Genomic DNA, 18788 nt, shown 5'->3' on the forward strand with positions numbered 1-18788 from the left:
TCAGCGGTTGTACCCCGTACCGCATATGCCATGACCTGGAGTAAAAATCTCGAGAAGACAGGAGGCACGGTCAGTGTATGAATATGCGGCCAGTTGCTCGGCGGGGCAGCCCCGGCTTTCGGGGCAGGAGATGGGCTCGACCATGGTTCGCACCGCATCCGGGGCGAGTTCGGACATCGCCCGATGCGGGAACCTGTGGGAGCTTTCACACCTGTTTGGATAGATATTCTACACGTTTTGAAAGGTGAATGAAGTATTTTTCAGCCTTTGGTGTGTCGCAAATCTATTGTACAGGTCACTATTTAGCCCCCTGACGGGGGTAAATAAACACAGAAAAACCTCGCCCCCGCATCCAGAAAGAACACGGGGGCGAGGTGCAGAACAACGACGAGCGGTAGCGCTAGAGGCTACTTCTGAGAGGCTCCTTCACCGACCAGCGCGCGGGCACGCTTGGCGGCGTGGCGACGGGTCAGGATCTCGTAACCGATAGCCAGAGCAATGAACCAGACGGGGGTCAGTGCCAGACCGATGGCGGTGTCGGGGTACAGACTCAGGGCGTAAACCATGACGGCGAAGAAAATCAGGCCAAACCAGCTCATGCCGATACCCCAGGGCATCTTGTACTGGGAGGCTTCGTGGCGCTCGGGGAACTTCTTGCGGTACACCAGGTACGCAATCAGGATCATGCTCCAGGTGAAGATACCCATCATCGAGGCCACGGAGGTCACCACGGTAAACGCCTCCATGATGCCATTGCCGGCGTACAGCATGACCAGGCTGAACAGCAGCAGCACGGTGGTCAGGTACAGGGCGTTGGCGGGCACGCCGTTCTTGGTGAGCTTGCCCAGTGCGGAGGGTGCCGCACCGTCGTGCGCCAGGCCGTAGACCATGCGGGAGGTCGAGAAGATACCGGAGTTTGCGGAGGATGCCGCGGAGGTCAGCACCACGAAGTTCACCAGCGAGGCGGCGATGCCGATGCCCGCCAGGGAGAACATGCCCACGAAGGGGCTCATGGACTTATCCAGCTTGTCCCAGGGGGTCACGGCGAGGATAGTCAGCAGCGGCACGGCGTAGAAGAGCGCGATGCGGAAGGGCACGGCGTTAATGGCCTTGGGCAGGGTGCGCTCGGGGTGCTTGGTCTCAGCCACGGCGGTGCCGACGAGCTCGGCGCCCACGAAAGCGAAGAGGGCAATCTGGAAGGAGCCCAGGAAGCCGGTCACGCCCTGGGTGAAGATGCCGCTACCGGAGGGGCCGGGATGGTCCCACAGGTGGGCTAGGGAGGCTGTGGTACCGTCGGGGCTGGTGAAGCTGAAGGCAACCATGAGCGCACCAACAATAATGAGGGCGACAATCGCGACGATTTTAATGACCGCGAACCAGAATTCAATTTCGCCGAAGTTCTTCACCGAGGGCAGGTTCAGCAGTAGCAGTGCCGTGATGACCACGAGCGCCGGGATGAACTTGGGCATGCCGGGTAGCCAGTATTGCACGTAGCCGGTAATCGCGATGACGTCCGCAATGCCCGTGACGACCCAGAAGAACCAGTACGACCAGCCGACGAAGAATCCTGCGCGCAGGCCGAGGATATCGGTAATGAAGTCGGTAAAGGACTTGTACTTGGGGTTGGAGAGCAGAATCTCACCCATAGCGCGCAGAACAAAGTAGATGACGCTACCGATAATGGCGTAAACAAAGATGATGGAGGGGCCGGTCAGGGCGATGGTCTTTGCTGAGCCGAGGAAAAGGCCGGTGCCGATGGCGCCGCCAATAGCAATCAGCTGGATATGTCGGTAGCTGAGCCCGCGCTGGAGCTTGGAGTGCTCAGCCTCCGAATCTAGGCCGGTGACGGAGTTCTGCGGCGTTGGCTGCTGTGTCACGTATTTCTCTTTTCTGCGTCGGTTGCCCTGTTTTTTACTCGGGGGCTTATCCGGGTGGTTGGTATTCACTCATATTCCTTAACGGCGTACAGGGAGGCGAACCTCCCATTTCCGCGGTACGTGCGGTATTTCGGGGCTTGCGGGCCCTGATGACACGGTTTTACCGGGGCTTGTATCACCAATGAGAAATATACAGAGAATGCATAATCTCAAATTTTACCCCCTCATACCCACACGAGCGCAATGAATCCAACAGGGGCGGAAATTTGAGATGACGCGGGCACGGGGCGGGTTCGCCGTGAGCCACCGGGCACAGGGATTTCCCATCCTCCTCCAGCAGCCCTTCCCCTGTCCCTATTTTCGGGTTTTCAAAAAATTAAGAAACTTTCCAGTCAAAACTTTACAGTGCAAGGATTCAGGTCTACAGTAGTAACCATTCAAACGAAAACCTAACCAACCAACCACAGAACAGAAGGACACAACAATGGGCAAGTTCTCCAATGCAGCACTCCGCATCACCGCAGGCGCGCTCATCCTCGACGCAGGCGTCAAGAAGCTCAAGGCTGACGAGGGTACCTACGCCTTCCTGCAGCAGATGGCCGCAACCGGCGTACCCGCAGTCTCCAAGCTGGACGCAGCAACCTTCGGCAAGCTCATCTCCGGCGCAGAGACCACCCTCGGCGCAACCCTGCTGACCCCCTTCATCCCCTCCCGCCTGGCGGGTGCAGGCCTGACCGCATTCGCGGCAAACCTGATGACCATGTACTTCCGCAACCCCAACATGCACGACAAGTTCTTCCGCCCCACCCAGGACGGCCAGCAGCTCGCAAACAACATCGTGATGCTCGGCGCGGGTCTGGCACTGCTGGGCTCCAAGAAGTAAGGCCCTCCTCGTAGCTCACTCCTCAAGCAACCTCTCTTTAGTGCGGTGGGAACCTTCCGGTTCCCACCGCACTTTTGTATGCGCGCAGAATTTCTGCATCTGCCGCGTCCACCCCCGGTTCGCTCGTACCCGGCCAGCCCGGCATCACCCCGCCCAGCGGCCCCGAAACCGCACGGTGTAGCGGCCCTGCGCTATTCTTTTAGGTATGTCTACTGAGAACACGCAGCCTAGCCAGGCACCCGAATCCACCGAAGAGAAGGCTAAGAAGCCGGTTCCCGAGGAATTCTTCCGCCAGCCCTACTCCTTCGTCCGCCGCGGCGACCGCCTCACCGCGCGCCGCCAGAAGGCCTGGGACACCTACTCCCCCACCCACGTGCTGGACATTCCGCGCCTGCGCACCGACACCTCCGTCGCGCCCGAGGCGACCTTCGACCCGGTCAAGATTTACGGCCGTGAGGCGTACCAGGTCGTCGAGATTGGCTCCGGTCTGGGCGAGGCGATCGTGCACCGCGCAGCTGAGGTGCCCGAGGCGAACTTCCTCGCCGTCGAGGTGTACACCCCCGGCATCGCGGACCTGCTGCTGAAGATGGGCAACGCCGGCGTGGAGAACGTGCGTGTGGCTCAGGCGAACGCGCCCGAACTGCTCGACAACATGCTCGAGGAGAACTCCGTGGACGAGCTGTGGGTGTTCTTCCCGGACCCCTGGCATAAGTCCCGCCACCACAAGCGCCGCCTGGTGTCCCCGGCGTTCGCTGATAAGGTTGCGCGCGTGCTCAAGCCCGGCGGCATTTGGCGCCTGGCGACCGACTGGGAGGAGTACGCCCTGGTCATGCGTGAGGTTCTGGAGGCGCACCCCGACTTTGAGAACGTGAACCCCGGCGCCGGTGCGACCGAGGAGGATCCGCTGGGTGGTTGGGCTCCGCGTTGGGAGGGTCGTACCCTCACCAGCTTTGAGCGTAAGGCTCAGGAGGCGGGCCGCCGCGCGCACGACCTGACCTACCGCCGCAAGTAAGCGGAGCAGCGCCGGCATCAGTTGGCGCAGGTTAGCGCGAATATACGTTAAGCAGGTGAGGCTCCCCGGTCATTCGGGGAGCCTCACCTTCTTGTGTGTGGGTCTGAGTTCATGCGGGGCGGGGGTCTACCCTCCCTCGCGGCGTATGACACAAAGACGCACAAGCCTATATGAGTGGCTGACTAGCGCAGATGAGCTAAAACAGTCGAGCCGTTTATCCCAGTGTAGCGGGTTTAACCGGTTTAGCGCTGCGGCTTCGCATCATCCGCCGTAGCCGGCTGGTGACGCTGACGGTACAACACCACAGCCGAAGAACGCTGACGAGGCGCCGGGCGGGTACCGCGAGCAATATGCACCACGTCGCCACTGGTACCGGCTGCGAACACGCGCTCCGCCAAGCCCAGCTTCACCTTCGCGTCCTCAATCTGGCTCTGCAGGGCCGCAATCTGTTCCTTCTGCGACTCCAGGAGAGCCTCCAGCTCGATGATTCGGCGGATACCTTCCAGGGAGACGCCCTCCTGCGAGAGCTGCTGAATCCGCTGCAGACGGTTCACGTCACGCTGCGAGTAGCGGCGCGCCTTACCGGGCGCACGCGAAGGCTGGACCAGGCCGATGCGGTCGTACTGGCGCAGGGTCTGCGGGTGCATGCCCGCCAGCTCAGCCGCCACAGAAATCACGAAAACCGGCAGGTCCACGCTGTGCAACGGCTTGCCGCTACGGGACTTAGATGATGATTCTCGAGATGCCATGGTCTACTTCGCCTTCTTCAACAGATCCTTACGCGGGTTCTCCTGCGGTGCCAGTTTTACGAACTTATCGAATGCTTCCTGCGCCTCTGCGCTCAACTCGGTGGGCAGAACCACCTCGGGGATGACCAGCAGGTCGCCGTCGCCGCCCTTAGCCTTGAAGCCGCGGCCCTTGGCGCGCAGTCGGCGGCCGACCTGGCCGGGTGCCAGGCGCAGCTTCACGGTGGTGTTATCGGGCAGGGGCACCTCAATGACGGCGCCGTCGACAGCCTCGGCGAGGGTGACGGGCGCACGCATAATCAGGTTGTTGCCTTCGCGGGAGTACACGGAGTCGTCGGAGACGCGCACGGTGACCTTCAGGTCGCCGCCGCGCAGGCCCTTGCCGCGCAGGCGGACCTTCTGGCCGTCCTTGATGCCTGCGGGGATGCGTGCCTCGGTGTGGGAGCCGTCCGGTAGGAACACGGTCACGTTTGCGCCGGTGTATGCCTGGGCGAGGCTGATGCGGGTGCTGGTGGTGCTTTCCTCGGGGGCCGCGTGCTGTGCGCCGCCGAAGCCGCTACCCATGCCGCCGAAGTCGGCGCTGGTGAAGCCGGCGGAGCGACGGCGGCTACCGCCGGTGCTTCCGCCGAACAGGCCGCCGAGCAGGTCATCAATGTTGATATTGGCGCTGGTGCCGCCGCGGAATCCGCCGAAGGCGTCCGCGCCGGGGTAACCGCCGCTAAAGCCGCCACCACCGAAGCCACCCGCGCCCATGCCTGCGGCGCCGTAGCGGCGAATCTGGTCGTACTCCTCGCGCTGCTTCTTGTCGGAGAGCACGTCGTAGGCCTCGGAGATTTCCTTGAACTTCTTCTCAGCCTGCTCGTCACCGGGGTTCAGATCCGGGTGGTACTTGCGGGAGAGCTTGCGGTACGCCTTCTTAATGTCGCTTTCGCTTGCGTCTTCGCTAACGCCCAGTGCCTTATAAAAGTCGTCAGTTATCCAGTTTTCGCTTGCCATATGTTTGTTTCTCCTCTCGCGGTGATGCGCCGCCCTCCTCGGTTACGGGACGGCCAGCAGGGCACCACGTTCTTGTCTTAATGCTCTATATAAAAGTTTAGTCTACTTGACTCAATTTTGGAAGGGGGTGACCAAAATTTAGCGCCCTACAAGGTTTTTTAGCCACCGCCACTACATGCCGAGACCACGCACATATCGCAAGCAAACAACAGGGCGGGCACTCCCCCACTAGGGAGAGCACCCGCCCGTCGTTAGTTATTCAGCCAATGCTTAGCCGACCACCTTACGGTGCGACAGCCACAGCCACCTGAGCGGTACGAACCACTCGGTCGTTCACGCGGTAGCCGTAACGCAGAACCATGGAGACATGATCCTCAGCCACCTCGTCGGTGGGCTGCTGCAGAACAGCTTCGTGGATGTTCGGGTCGAAGGCATCGCCTACTTCACCGAAACGCTCCACACCCTGCTTGCCGAGCAGCTCTTCGAGCTTGGTAGCGATGGAGGCGAAGGGGCCTTCCTGCAGGTCGCCGTGCTTGCGGGCGGCGTCGATATCGTCGAGCACCGGCAGCAGTGCGGTCACCAGTTCACTGGTTACGAAGCCTCGCAGCTGCTCCTTTTCGCGAGCGGTGCGGTTCTTGAAGTTAGTGAACTCTGCCTGCAGGCGAAGCAGGGAGTCCAGGCGCTCCGCGGCGAGTGCCGCATCAGCAGATTCTGCTTCTACGGCGTCCTGGAGCTCAGCCTCGACGGCTTCCGCAGCTTCCTCGGGGCTTTCGACCGATTCAGCTTCGGGGTGGCCTTCCGCTGCGGGGGCGTTGAATGCCTCCTCCAGCGGGTCGGGGGTGGTGTTTTCCTGCTCAGCCATGATTACTTCTTCTCGTCTTCGTCGATAACCTCGGCGTCGACAACATCCTCATCAGCGGCGGGCTTGGACTCGGATGCCTCAGCCTGTGCTGCTGCGTAGAGTGCCTCACCCAGCTTGGACTGGGAAGCCTGCAGCTTCTCGAATGCGGACTTCACTGCTGCGTCATCGTCGCCCTCGAGTGCCTTCTTCAGCTCGTCGACGTCGCCCTGAACGGAGGTCTTGACGTCCTCGGGCAGCTTGTCGCCGTTCTCCTTCAGGAGCTTCTCGACGGAGTATGCGACGGACTCAGCTGCATTGCGGGTGTCAGCAGCCTCGCGGCGTGCCTTATCCTGCTCAGCGTGTGCCTCTGCGTCCTTGACCATGCGGTCGATGTCGTCCTTGGAGAGGGAGGTGCCGCCGGTGATGGTCATGGACTGCTCAGCGCCGGTGCCCTTGTCCTTTGCGGAGACGTGCACGATGCCGTTTGCGTCAATGTCGAAGGTGACCTCAATCTGGGGCACGCCACGGGGTGCGGGGGCGATGCCGGTCAGCTCGAAGGTACCCAGGTTCTTGTTGTCGCGAGTGAACTCACGCTCACCCTGGAAGACCTGAATGGTCACGGAGGGCTGGTTGTCCTCTGCGGTGGTGAAGGTCTCGGAACGCTTGGTCGGGATTGCGGTGTTGCGCTCGATCAGCTTGGTCATCACGCCGCCCTTGGTCTCGATACCGAGGGAGAGGGGGGTGACGTCGATCAGCAGAACGTCCTTACGGTCGCCCTTCAGCACGCCTGCCTGCAGTGCTGCACCCATTGCCACGACCTCGTCGGGGTTCACGCCCTTGTTGGGCTCGCGGCCGGTGAGCTCCTTGACGAGCTCAGCAACAGCGGGCATACGGGTGGAGCCACCAACCAGGATGACCTCGGAAATCTCGGAGATGGACACGCCAGCTTCCTTGATTACGTCGAGCACGGGCTTCTTGGTGCGCTCGAGCAGGTCGCGGGTCAGTTCCTCGAACTTTGCGCGGGTCAGCTTCTCATCCAGGTGGATGGGGCCCTCGGGGGTCACGGACAGGTACTGCAGGGAGATGTTGGTGCTAGAAGCGCTGGACAGCTCCTTCTTAGCCTGCTCAGCTGCCTCCTGCAGACGCTGCAGAGCAATCTTGTCCTTGGACAGGTCTGCGCCGGTGTTTGCCTTCACCTGTGCGAGCAGCCACTCGACTACGCGCTGGTCCCAGTCGTCGCCACCGAGGCGGTTGTCACCGCTGGTTGCGCGAACCTGAATGGTGGAGAAGCCGTCGTCGTCCTTGCCAACTTCCAGCAGGGAGACGTCGAAGGTACCGCCACCGAGGTCGAAGACCAGGATGAGCTCGTCTTCCTTACCCTTGTCCAGGCCGTATGCCAGTGCTGCGGCGGTGGGCTCGTTGACGATACGCAGGACGTTCAGACCTGCAATCTCGCCGGCTTCCTTGGTTGCCTGACGCTCAGCGTCGTTGAAGTATGCGGGAACGGTGATGACGGCGTCGGTGACCTTGTCGTTCAGGAATGCCTCTGCGTCGCCCTTCAGCTTCATGAGGATACGAGCGGAGATTTCCTGCGGGGTGTACTTCTTACCGTCGATCTCGGTGGTCCAGTCGGTGCCCATGTGGCGCTTGACGGAGGAGATGGTGCGGTCGACGTTGGTTACTGCCTGACGCTTTGCAACGCTACCGACCAGAACCTCGCCGTCCTTGGAGAATGCGACGACGGAGGGGGTGGTGCGGGTGCCCTCTGCGTTAGCGATGACGACCGGGTCGCCACCTTCCAGTGCTGCTACGACCGAGTTGGTGGTACCGAGGTCAATACCTACTGCACGTGCCATATGTTTATTCACTCCTTAGGTGTTAGTGCCCCGCTTCTTCTAATGCGAGGCGGGTTAGTTTGAAAGTTTTGGAGACGAGGGTGCTACGCGTGCCGCCCCGTGTGGGGTGGTCTGCGCGGCTCCCTTGAGCCTCATGTACTCAAGTATGCACCCTCTCAGAGGGCGTGTCAATAGGGTTGAGCGGACTTTACTCAACTTTTTTGTGTGGAGGGGCGTGAAGGGCTGGTTTTTCGGGGCTCTGGAGGGGTGTTTTGCGGGCAATTTTGGGGCTGCGGCGAGATTCAGATGGGCGGTTTTGCCGCGAAATTCCGGGGTTTTTGAGTGGCGCGAGGGTGTGGTGTGGCGATTCAGTGCACGGCGGACATGGGCGGGCTAACTGGGCGAAAAAATTTTTTAAAAATTTTTGAAAACGTGCGAAAACCCCAAAAAATTGGGGTGTGAGAGAGGTAGAAAGGTGGCATGAGGGCACCTTATATAGGGCGTGCGGGGTGATCTTTAGGCGCGATTTTTAGGCCTGGAGGCTAGGCCCCTGGCAGCATTGCTAGGAGTGCGCTTCGTACAGGCGCCTCAACTACGAGTGCCCACCATGAGACATCGCAGCGAGACATCAGAGATTCACTCCTCTTATATAGGGAGTTACATATGGAGGACCTGCTTGCAAGCTCCATCGCTCACTTGATGGGGGGTATCTCTGCTTGTCCGACCCGCAATTCCCTAACCTTCACCTGTGGCTTGAGGCTACCCGCCTACCGTATGCTGGTTACAACCATATCCTCTCAAAGTAGATAGGACCCTCCCATGCCGGCAACTTCCGAATCAGAGCAGACTACTCAGCCAGGACGGCAAAGCAACTCTAAAGTTTCCAATACGTGGCTCAAAATCAGAGAAATATTGAACAATAAATGGGTTCTGTTGATTATATCGACTATTCTGATAATAATCATTTGGATTCCCTATTTTGCAACTGGACACGAGTGGAATAGCCCAAATGTTCATTTGCTTCCTATTTCCCTCATGTTGACCATTATTTTTGTAACCATATTATTCTTGTGGAAAAAAGTATGGTTTCTCAAAAATATTTCACAGTTTAACTCATGGATTTTTGGGGTAACAATTATTGGCGGCACAATTGCTTTCTTACTACCTCTAGCTATAGCAAATGATTTTGGTAAAGACGGTGAAGGAACTGCGCTACGTCAAATGCTTATTTACACCACTGGCGGCCTACTCGGTGTCATTACCCTTAGTGAAACGCGGCGCAAAAATGATTTGGAGAAATCTAAATTTACCGAGCAGCAGGATCAATTCAGAAAGCAACTGGAAGCGCAGAAAGCGAACCTCGAATCACAGCTGGATGCCCAGAAAAAGACCCTCAGTTCACAGCTGGATGCCCAGCACGACAACCTTGAACTTCAGCTTACTTCACAAGAGGAGAAGGACAAGAGAGACCACAGCCGCGAGGTTCATACTGAACGTCGTAGCCGCTATACCAAGGCTGTAGAACAGCTAGCTCATGAGAAAGCAGCTGTTCGCTTGGGTGGTATATACACCTTGGTGGGCCTTGTCGATGAGTGGTTAGATGACGACAATATCGATAGAGAAAATCAGCTCAAAGAAGGGCAGGTTATTATCAATAACCTCTGCTCCTACATTCGTTCGCCTTTCCCTACAGGTCAAAAGGTAGAAATTCTTGAATCTGGTATAGCTCCTGATGGCTACGAGGAAGAGAAATTCATCGCTGACCAAGCCGCACTGCACGAAGAGCAGGATATACGACGAACCATTTTTGTTGAAATGAGCAAACGTAGCAGCACCTTCACCAAAAATGAAAAGGGAGAAATGGTTCCTAGCCCGAGTACATGGAGCGACTTCGAATTCGATTTCAGCCGAGCACCAATTTTCTATCCCCTCAATGACCTCACAATTGAGAAAGGCAATTTCTCTTCCGCAAAGTTCCACGCTAAGGCTGAATTCTCCCGTGTAACTTTCACCTGCAATGCAGACTTTAGCAGGACGAATTTCACCCATGACGCTGACTTCATCGATGCGACATTCATTGATAATGCAGATTTCAGCGGGGCGATTTTCACTGGGGAAGCAAAATTTATCGGAGCTACACCCTTCATCAATGCTAAGGATTTCAGCCGTGTGACCTTCACCGGTAATGCAGATTTCAGTAATACAGAATTCCTTAGTGCAGCAAATTTTATGGGTGCAAATTTCGTTCATGAGGCTAACTTCAACAATGCGAAATTCACAGGTGATGTTAGCTTCCGCGACGTAATCTTCACCGGTGAGGCCAAATTTGGAGGGGTAACCTTCACAAGCAACGCAAATTTTGTCGAGACTACTTTCAAAAGCGGTGTCGGATTCTACAAAGCGACCTTCACGAACTTTGAGCCAATTTTCATTGTCTCGTGTTTGTATGCCCGATTCTCCGCAGCGATGAATCCGCGGGATTACAATTTCTCAGTCATGACGAAAAGTCAACCTGTCAATCTTGGAACCACTACTCTTCTCGGTAAGACGTTCGAGATTCCCCTTGGAACGATACTTTTCGATCCTGATTCAAACGATATAAGTGAGCCCGCAAAGCCGATTGAAAATTCAGATGCTGAGGAAGAAAAACCCGCTGAATAAGGATCCCTTCTAAAGAAGCCCCGTCTGCACCTCTCGTGCAGGCTGGGCTTCTTCTTTAACCAGCGCGAGCGCACAAGGGTGGGGTCCTCCCCTATGCTGGTTATAAGCCAGCACCGGAGCAGGAAGGGCACACCACCATGAACCTCAACAAACTCTTCACCGCGCTACGGCACCGCAAAAACGCACCGGCGCACAACCTGCAGGCTGAGCGGCACGAACGATACACGCACGCCCTCGAACAATTCCTCGACGGGCAGCCCGCCGTACGCCTCGGCGGGGCATACACGCTCGTGAACCTCGCAGACGAGTGGCTCACCGACACCTCCCTCCCCGAGCAGGTATGCCGCGAAGAAACCCAAGCCATCGTCGATGCGCTGACCGGGTGCATCCGCACGCCCTACCCCCTCGCGCAGAAACGGCAGGTCCTAGAATCAGACGAGGCCACCGAAGGGTACGAAGGCAACTTCGCGCGCGATCAGGAGGCACTACGCGAAGAGCAACTAGTGCGCCGCACCGTCTTCATGGAGTTCAGCCGCCGCCTCGCCGCAGTTTCCGAAAGCAGCAAGGCAGGCCATAAGAAGAGCCAGCACGCGATACCGCCAATATCGCCCATGTGGGCTGACCTGCGCTTCGACTTTGGCGGCGCACCCATCTTCTACCCGCTACGGCAGCTGCACTTTCAGAACGCCGATTTCGACTCCGCAACCTTCTACGGCCCGGCAGATTTCTTCGGCGCCACCTTCCACGGTGACACCAGCTTTTCCGCGGCGCAGTTCACGGCTGACGCATCCTTCAACAGCGCGAACTTCAACGACTGGGTGGGCTTCAGCGCCGCACACTTCGCGGGCGCAGCAGAGTTCAGCGGGGCACGCTTTGCGGACGCGGCAAGCTTCGCAACCGTAACCTTCACCGGCGAGGCCGACTTCTCAGACGCGGTCTTTTCAGCTGCGGCTGACTTCGCGGTAGCCTCCTTCGAATCCGACGCCGACTTCTCACGCTTGAACACCGCGAGCATAGCCAGCTTCACGGCGATCGCCTTCGGCGGAAAGGCAATATTCACCGCCTCCACGTTCCACGATGAGGCGCACTTCGCCGCGTCGGTCTTCAACCGTCCGGCGGTGTTCTCCAAGTCGCTTTTCGGCGGGACCGCGCGCTTTGCCGGTATAGCCACCAAGCAGTCCGCAATGTTCCGCGGCACGAGCTTTGCGGGCGCGGCGGACTTTAGCGGGGCGTCCTTCACGCAGTACGAGGATTTTGGTGGGGCGCGGTTCGACGGCGACGCCACGTTCAGCCGGGCGTCTTTTATTGCGCTTCCGAGAACGTCATATGAAGATATGGACTTCCCGCAGCGAGCGAACTTCGATAAGGTCACCTTCGCGCAGGATGCCGACTTTAGCAAGGCGACGTTCACAGCGTTTGTCGGCTTCCGTAGGGTGACGTTCGCGCGGGCGGTGAGCTTCAACGGGGCGAGCTTTGAGGGAGCCTACTTCCCGGGTGCGACGTTCGGTCAGCGGGCAGATTTCAGGCAGACTAGCTTCATGTATGTTAAACCGTCCTTTGAGGATTTGGAAGAGCGACTGCAGACGGCCCGGTTCTCGGCGCATGCGAATCCTCAGGATTACCTGTTCGAGGCACGCCCGGAGAGCAGGCACGGCTTCAGCTGCGGCGAGGCGGAGCTTCTTAATAGAACGTTCATTCTCCCTGTCGGTGCGGTGCTGTACGACCCGGACTCCTGGGACGAAGAGAAGCAGGAGTACACCCGCGTCAGTGAGCCTGCACAGTAATATCCAAAGACCCCGCCGCATTGAATGTGTGGTGGGGCCTTTGTACATGTAGTGGACACCACCGAGCAGCCGCGTCAATAAAAACGGCGTGAAAAACCCCGCTGAGTCTGTAGGCTCTAGCGGGGTTTTTCGAATCTTATCTACCCGGATTCGTTTATCGCTTTCCAGTGGCATTACACCATGTCTGAGATAAATAAAACATAAATTGGGTAGGAAAAATCCGCGGAATGTGTGTCATCTGCTAAAATCAGCAGTGACAACGCAATTCCGCGTTGTCTCCAATTTATAAACTAAATAGAGAGGAGGGGAACTCCTATGGCCAAGAAATTTTGGCTGATTATCGAACGGGGCAGCTATGTGGCTACCTTGTTCGTCGGTCTCGTAGAGATTTCTGAGTTTGTGATTTCACATCTCTACTAGAGATTCCTGTGTGGGGCTACTGGCAATGCGGCAACATTGCTGGTGGCTCCACTTTTATTTTATGGTCATTATGTATAAGGACATGCCGTGTACATATGACCGTATATCTAATAATGTAGCGCATTTCTTAAGACATAACAACATGGCAACACTAATTATGTAGCCACTACACCCATCGCAAGAAACAATATCGGCTATCTTGAGCGATTCCAATCTTCATCGATTGCTGCAGATGCAGAGAAACCCCACCTGCATCTCTGAAGCAGGCTGTTTCCTTGTTGGTGACCGAGCGCGACTCACGGCAAGCAGCTTTACCCTATGCTGGAAGGCGAACGTTCCTATCAGAGAGGACAGGAGAACCAGATACATGTTCTTAGGACCAACGGAAGCCTGGCAGCTACTCAGCCTATGCACCGCATTGACCGTCGCTTTCTTACTCGCTGTACATTTCACCAAGCTAAAGGCGAAGGTACCCCTGTTCTACAGTTGGATTGGGGCAATCGCTATCTTTGGCGGAGCAGTAGCTTTCCTCCTACCCCTCGCACTCAACTCTGGTTTCGGTAAGGACGATGACGGTCGGGTTCTCAGGCAGCTCATCCTCTACACCACCGGTGGCGTTCTAGGTGTTATCACCCTTGGTGAGAGTCACCGTAAGAACAATCAAGAAAAAGAGAAAAACGAGAACGACCATACCCGTCAGGTGTATGCAGAGCGCCGTAGCCGCTATACCAAAGCTGTCGAGCATCTAGCCGACGAGAAAGCAGCCGTCCGCCTGGGCGGCATCTATACCCTTGTCGGTCTAGTCGATGAATGGCTTACTGATGATTCCCTCAAACCATACGAACAGCGAAAAGAGGGACAGGTTATTATCAATAACCTTTGTGCCTACATTCGTTCCCCCTTCCCTCTGGCAGGGAACCGTGAAGTTTTAGAAAAAGACCACACCCCAGATGACTACGACGGTGACTTCACTGCTGACCGGGTGCAGCTTCGTGAAGAGCAGGATGTACGCCGCACCATTTTTGAGGAAATAAGCAAGCGTAGCAGCGATGTCAGCGTTGACAAGAGCAAGAAGGTAACTGTTACCCCTGGTATATGGAGCACCTTTGAGTTCGACTTCAGTCGGGCACCCATTTTCTACCCCCTGAACAACTTCACCATTGAACAAGGCAATTTTGTATCCACCCGATTCTACGGTGAAGCAGATTTCCGAGACACAAAGTTCACCGGAGCTACCAACTTCCGGGATGCGACGTTCGCCGGAAACTCCTCATTCAAGGATGCATCATTTAATGGGGATATAAATTTTAATCGCACGACCTTCAGTCAGGACACAGAATTCAGTAATGCCACCTTTACCGAAAATCCAAACTTTAGAAATTCAACTTTTATTCAGGAAACAAAATTTATTGAGTCAAATTTTAATAAAGGGGCAGACTTTTACCAAGCTACATTTAAAAAGAATATAATTTTTCATCGAGCAAAATTCTACGGGGAAGACACCAAGCAACACGCAAACTTTTATCTAGCAATATTTGATAATGAATGTTACGCAGATTTTTATGACGCCTTCTTTAAGCAACAGGCTGATTTCCGAGGTGCCCAATTTAAACAGGGAGCTAACTTTAAAGATGCAAAGTTTAGGCAGGGCGCAGAGTTCATTAAAGCGATTTTCAGCGAAGAAGATTCAGACTTCAGTAACGCAATCTTTGGAGGGGATGTAGATTTTACCGAGGCAACCTTCAATCAGAATGTAAGTTTTGAATCTGCAAAGTTCTTCAAGAACGTAAATTTCTGGCAGGCATTCTTCAAAAATTACCAACCTACTTTCGCTCAAGGAAATTTTAAATCCTATTTCTCTTTCCATATAGATTGGCAAGATTATGAATTCATTGTTTGCGCATCTAGTCAGTCCATTCCTCTGGGAAGTGCCCAACTAAATAACGTCACCCACCGTATTCCCATGGGAACAGTGCTCTTCGATCCAGACTCTTGGGACGAACACTTCAAGAAATACACACAGATAAGTAAGCCTGCACGGTAGTTTCTAAAGGGTAACTTCCAAAGGCCCCGCCGGCTCCTCGTCGGCGAGGCCTTCGTTTATATCCGCAATAGGCACCTTCAGGCAGCTTGTGCACTATGATGAATAGTAACCATTCCTATCAGAGAAGACAGGAGAACTCTCACATGTCAGTACAAGATACTTCATCGACTTCCGAGGCTAAGACGCCCCCACCGTCCACTGAAGACCCCTGGTATATTCGCAGTTTTACCAGAACTCTTATCGGTCTTGGAATCGGAGGAGGTGCCGCCGCGATATTTGTCCCGCTTATACTTTGGGCCCTATTTAATATGAATCCAAGCAACGTTGACCATTTTCGATTGCATCTCCTCTACGTATCTGGTGGAATCATTGCGATTCTGACTCTTCTGCAGACTAGTTGGAAAAATCAAGTTGACCGGCGCAAGATCGATGCTGATATTACAAAAAATAAGCAGGATGCTGCGAAGAATGAACGCGATCACATCCGCCAAGTCCACGCTGAACGCCGTAGCCGCTATGCAAAGGCCGTCGAGCAGCTTGCAGACAAGGAAGCTACAATCCGCTTAGGAGGCATCTACACACTTACGGGCCTTGTGGACGAGTGGCTCGCTGATGAGACAGCCAGCACAGAAGAGCGCTATAAGGAAGGTCAGGTTATCATCAATAATCTCTGTGCATATATTCGTTCTCCTTTCCTTTTAGCGGATAAAAAAAACCTTTTCCGATCCGAATACGCAGAGGGTCCAGAACCGGATGAGTACGAAGGTGATTTCAAATCCGACTATGCAAAACTTCGAGAAGAGCAAGACGTACGCCAAAGTATTTTAGAGGAAATTAGCTCTCGACTTGGTGGATATTCTTATGCTAATGGAGAAAAAACACCATATGCAGGTTCCTGGTCAGATTTCGGATATGATTTCTCGCGCGCAACTTTCTTCTACCCCGTCTACTTAAATCATAGCGTCATCAACTCAATTATTGCATTCAATAATGCCAATTTTAAAGATTTTGTCACATTCGATAGCACAGTATTCGCAGGACCCACATCATTCAGAAAATCAGTTTTTAACGATATGACAGACTTTGAAGGGGCAATATTTACGAAAACCACAAAATTCAATCAATCAATTTTTAAAAATATAACAAATTTTAATAAATCTAAATTTTTTGATTCGACCGAATTTGGAGGTGCAGTATTTTTGAAAATTGCCGACTTTAACACTGTTGAATTCAAAAAATCTATTGAATTTACAGGGTCAATTTTCTGTGATCAAACTAACTTCAATAGCACCATCATCAGGGGCTTTGCGGATTTTGAGTCAACAGCGTTCGGAAAACCTGCAGAGTTCAGGGCGATGTACTTTGAAAATAACGCAAACTTCAGCTCCGTCTCCTTTAGAGATTCTGTGGATTTCAGCGGTACTATATTTGCAGGTTCCTCGAAATTTGCAGGAATTATCTGCGAAGAATCCGTAAACTTTAATTCAACGATATTTGTTAATGAAGCGCCACAGTTTACGGTTGATTCTGATGACACAAATAAAGCTGTTGCGCATTTTTCTCACGCAAATAATCCAGAAAGTTACTCTTTTAATGTATTGCCTAATAGCAATATTTTAATTGAAACTGAAAAAGTCACCGCACCTGATGGTAGAGTATTTATCCTCCCTAAGGGATGTTTACTTTTTGACCCTGAAACCCAGCTTGTGTCGGCTTTTGCAGAGGACAAAGCAGAATAGCGACACCCCCTAAAAGGCCCCGCCGACCCGCGTCGGCGGGGCCTTCGCGTAACCTCGCGCGCCCGCAGCAAGTACGCCTCAGCGAGCGCCTCCGCCCGTCACAGCGCCGCCTACAAAGCCGCCTCGAGCACCCACCGTGCCCAACCACCCATCACCCCACCGATACACTAGAACCATGTACCGAATCATGACTGTCTGCACCGGCAACATCTGCCGCTCCCCCGTCGGCGAATACCTCATCCGCCAGCACGCCCAAGAAGCCGGCGTGCCCGTCACCGTCACCTCCAGCGGCATCAGCAACGAAGAAGAAGGCAACCACATCGACCCGCGCGCCGCCGCGCAGCTCACCGCCCGCGGTATCGACCCGTCCGCGCACCGCGCCAGCGTCTTCACCGTCGAGGACTTCGACCGCAACGACCTCATCCTCGCCATGGACGCACCCCACTACCTGCGCCTCAAAGCCCTCGCCCGCAACGAGGACGACAAAGCCAAGATCCGCATGATGCGCAGCTTCGACCCGAAGGTCACCACCACCCACCTGGACCAGCTCGGCATCTACGACCCCTGGTACGGTAGCGAACGCGACTTCGTGTACACCACCGGCCTCATTGACGCCGCCGCACGCGGCCTCATCAACCACCTCAAGCAGGAAGGCGACGCGCAGTGAGTCAGCGTATTCCCCTGAACCAGAACCGCCGCGTCACCGGCACCACCGAAATCCTGGAACTCTGCAAAGACATGCTGCGCCTGGAGCACGGCATCGGCAACGACTTCGACATGGACACCGCCGAATTCACCGAATTCCGTGCCCAGTTCCTCGCGGACTTCGCGCAGATCCCGCTGATCATCGGCATTGACGGCCGCAGCGGCACCGGCAAAACCAGCCTCGCCGCGCAGCTTGAGCAGGAGCTCACCGCCGCCGGGCACAGCGTGCACGTGCTACACCTGGACGACTTCTACCCCGGCTGGGACGGCCTCTTCGATGGCGTGGAGGCGTGGGATGCGCTATCCGTGCAGCTGACCGAAGGTATTGCCGGGACCTACACCCCGTGGGATTGGGAGGCGGGCGCCCCCGGTGAGGTGCGTACCGTCGACCCGGCGGCTACGCAGGTCATCATCTGTGAGGGTGTCGGCGCGATTGCGGGCGCCTGCGAGGTGCGTATCCTCGCCACCGCCCCGGACGAGGTGCGTTACGAACGCGCCCTGACTCGTGACGGTGACACGTTCCGCCCGCACTGGGAACGCTGGGCGGCGCAGGAGGAGGCGCTGCTCGCCGAAATCCCGGAGGACTACGCGACCGTGGACTTCATCTACGACAGCGCGGCGCAGTAGCAGCCGTCTACAAGACAGTAGGGCCCAATGCTTCGTGTATCTCGAAGCATTGGGCCCTACGGCTATTCAGAGGCAGTTTTACTGAGGCGCTGTTTTACTCGGGCATCGGAGCCGGGCTAGCGGATTCCATGCGGTCTTTATCCCAGTAGGTTGAGGTATTGCTCGGCGCGTGAGTGGAGGCAGTGCCGTCTTTGCCGTTACCCGGGTTGTTGTTAGAAAGCACAGCAAGGATTACGAGCAAGACACAAGCTATGAGCAGCAGGATGCATAGCAAATATTTGTAATAGTGATTGCGCATCTGAGGTGTCTCTCCGGTCGTATCGCGTGGTATGACCAACGTAAGTTATGCCGTTGGGCCGAGCAATGCTTCTCAAGAATATTTCTCAAATATTTCTACATGGGCTGGAGGCTGAGCGGCAGGCTAAAACAAACCGCTCAAGGGGCGGTGTTATCTCTCCAACGGAGCGTGGATAACACCGCCCTTTTGCTCCAGTATGCGTAGGGTGTAGCCACGTTTTCCGGAAGCGCCCTCATGGTGTCGCACAGACGCTCTCCGCAGCGAAGCAAGGAGAGGCGGAGCGTCTGTGCGACGGGTGCCCCTGCGTAGGCGCGGAGGAA

Annotated in this window: 13 protein-coding genes; 8 read left to right on the forward strand and 5 right to left on the reverse strand. The window is 55.7% G+C overall.

Annotated features, from left to right (window positions below; genetic code table 11):
* Window positions 1-407: 407 nt before the first annotated feature.
* Window positions 408-1877, reverse strand: a complete 1470-nt coding sequence (locus HMPREF2674_RS05480) for an amino acid permease (RefSeq protein WP_049342908.1) — start codon at window positions 1875-1877, stop codon at window positions 408-410.
* A gap of 484 nt (window positions 1878-2361) precedes the next feature.
* Between HMPREF2674_RS05480 and HMPREF2674_RS05485 the strand changes: the two genes are divergently transcribed.
* Together HMPREF2674_RS05485 and trmB are read left to right on the forward strand one after the other, a co-directional pair.
* Entirely contained in the window at window positions 2362-2760 is a 399-nt protein-coding gene (locus HMPREF2674_RS05485; RefSeq protein WP_049342907.1) for a hypothetical protein, read from the forward strand.
* Window positions 2761-2965: 205 nt separating this feature from the next.
* Window positions 2966-3772 (forward strand): tRNA (guanosine(46)-N7)-methyltransferase TrmB, encoded by an 807-nt coding sequence (gene trmB, locus HMPREF2674_RS05490; RefSeq protein ID WP_005508988.1) that lies wholly within the window; start codon window positions 2966-2968, stop codon window positions 3770-3772.
* Between the two features lie 242 nt (window positions 3773-4014).
* On the opposite strand, the gene HMPREF2674_RS05495 is transcribed toward trmB, so the two are convergent.
* From HMPREF2674_RS05495 to dnaK, 4 genes are all read right to left on the reverse strand, one after another.
* A complete protein-coding gene (locus HMPREF2674_RS05495; RefSeq protein WP_049342906.1) occupies window positions 4015-4521 on the reverse strand; it encodes a heat shock protein transcriptional repressor HspR in 507 nt (168 codons plus the stop codon).
* A 3-nt stretch (window positions 4522-4524) separates the two neighbouring features.
* The gene (locus HMPREF2674_RS05500) at window positions 4525-5514 is read right to left on the reverse strand and encodes a DnaJ domain-containing protein (protein ID WP_049342905.1); all 990 of its coding nucleotides are present in this window, start codon (window positions 5512-5514) and stop codon (window positions 4525-4527) included.
* A 283-nt stretch (window positions 5515-5797) separates the two neighbouring features.
* The gene (locus HMPREF2674_RS05505) at window positions 5798-6376 is read right to left on the reverse strand and encodes a nucleotide exchange factor GrpE (protein WP_049327877.1); all 579 of its coding nucleotides are present in this window, start codon (window positions 6374-6376) and stop codon (window positions 5798-5800) included.
* Between the two features lie 2 nt (window positions 6377-6378).
* On the reverse strand, window positions 6379-8211 hold the full coding sequence (gene dnaK / locus HMPREF2674_RS05510) for a molecular chaperone DnaK (RefSeq protein WP_070825047.1): 1833 nt from the start codon (window positions 8209-8211) through the stop codon (window positions 6379-6381).
* A gap of 798 nt (window positions 8212-9009) precedes the next feature.
* Here dnaK and HMPREF2674_RS05515 point away from each other — a divergent pair.
* From HMPREF2674_RS05515 to HMPREF2674_RS05540, 6 genes are all read left to right on the forward strand, one after another.
* Window positions 9010-10851, forward strand: a complete 1842-nt coding sequence (locus HMPREF2674_RS05515) for a pentapeptide repeat-containing protein (protein WP_084824431.1) — start codon at window positions 9010-9012, stop codon at window positions 10849-10851.
* Between the two features lie 137 nt (window positions 10852-10988).
* Window positions 10989-12635, forward strand: coding sequence for a pentapeptide repeat-containing protein (locus HMPREF2674_RS05520; protein ID WP_070825049.1), 1647 nt, complete (start codon window positions 10989-10991; stop codon window positions 12633-12635).
* A gap of 619 nt (window positions 12636-13254) precedes the next feature.
* The gene (locus HMPREF2674_RS05525) at window positions 13255-15099 is read left to right on the forward strand and encodes a pentapeptide repeat-containing protein (protein ID WP_080975303.1); all 1845 of its coding nucleotides are present in this window, start codon (window positions 13255-13257) and stop codon (window positions 15097-15099) included.
* Between the two features lie 143 nt (window positions 15100-15242).
* Entirely contained in the window at window positions 15243-16838 is a 1596-nt protein-coding gene (locus HMPREF2674_RS09130) for a pentapeptide repeat-containing protein (RefSeq protein ID WP_161800408.1), read from the forward strand.
* 187 nt (window positions 16839-17025) lie between these two features.
* Window positions 17026-17505 (forward strand): low molecular weight protein-tyrosine-phosphatase, encoded by a 480-nt coding sequence (locus HMPREF2674_RS05535; RefSeq protein WP_239665954.1) that lies wholly within the window; start codon window positions 17026-17028, stop codon window positions 17503-17505.
* Window positions 17502-18170, forward strand: a complete 669-nt coding sequence (locus HMPREF2674_RS05540) for a nucleoside/nucleotide kinase family protein (protein ID WP_049347461.1) — start codon at window positions 17502-17504, stop codon at window positions 18168-18170. Before HMPREF2674_RS05535 ends, HMPREF2674_RS05540 begins: the two co-directional genes overlap by 4 nt.
* Window positions 18171-18788: the final 618 nt, after the last annotated feature.

The organism is Rothia sp. HMSC062F03, assembly GCF_001836905.1.
GTDB lineage: Bacteria > Actinomycetota > Actinomycetes > Actinomycetales > Micrococcaceae > Rothia > Rothia mucilaginosa_A.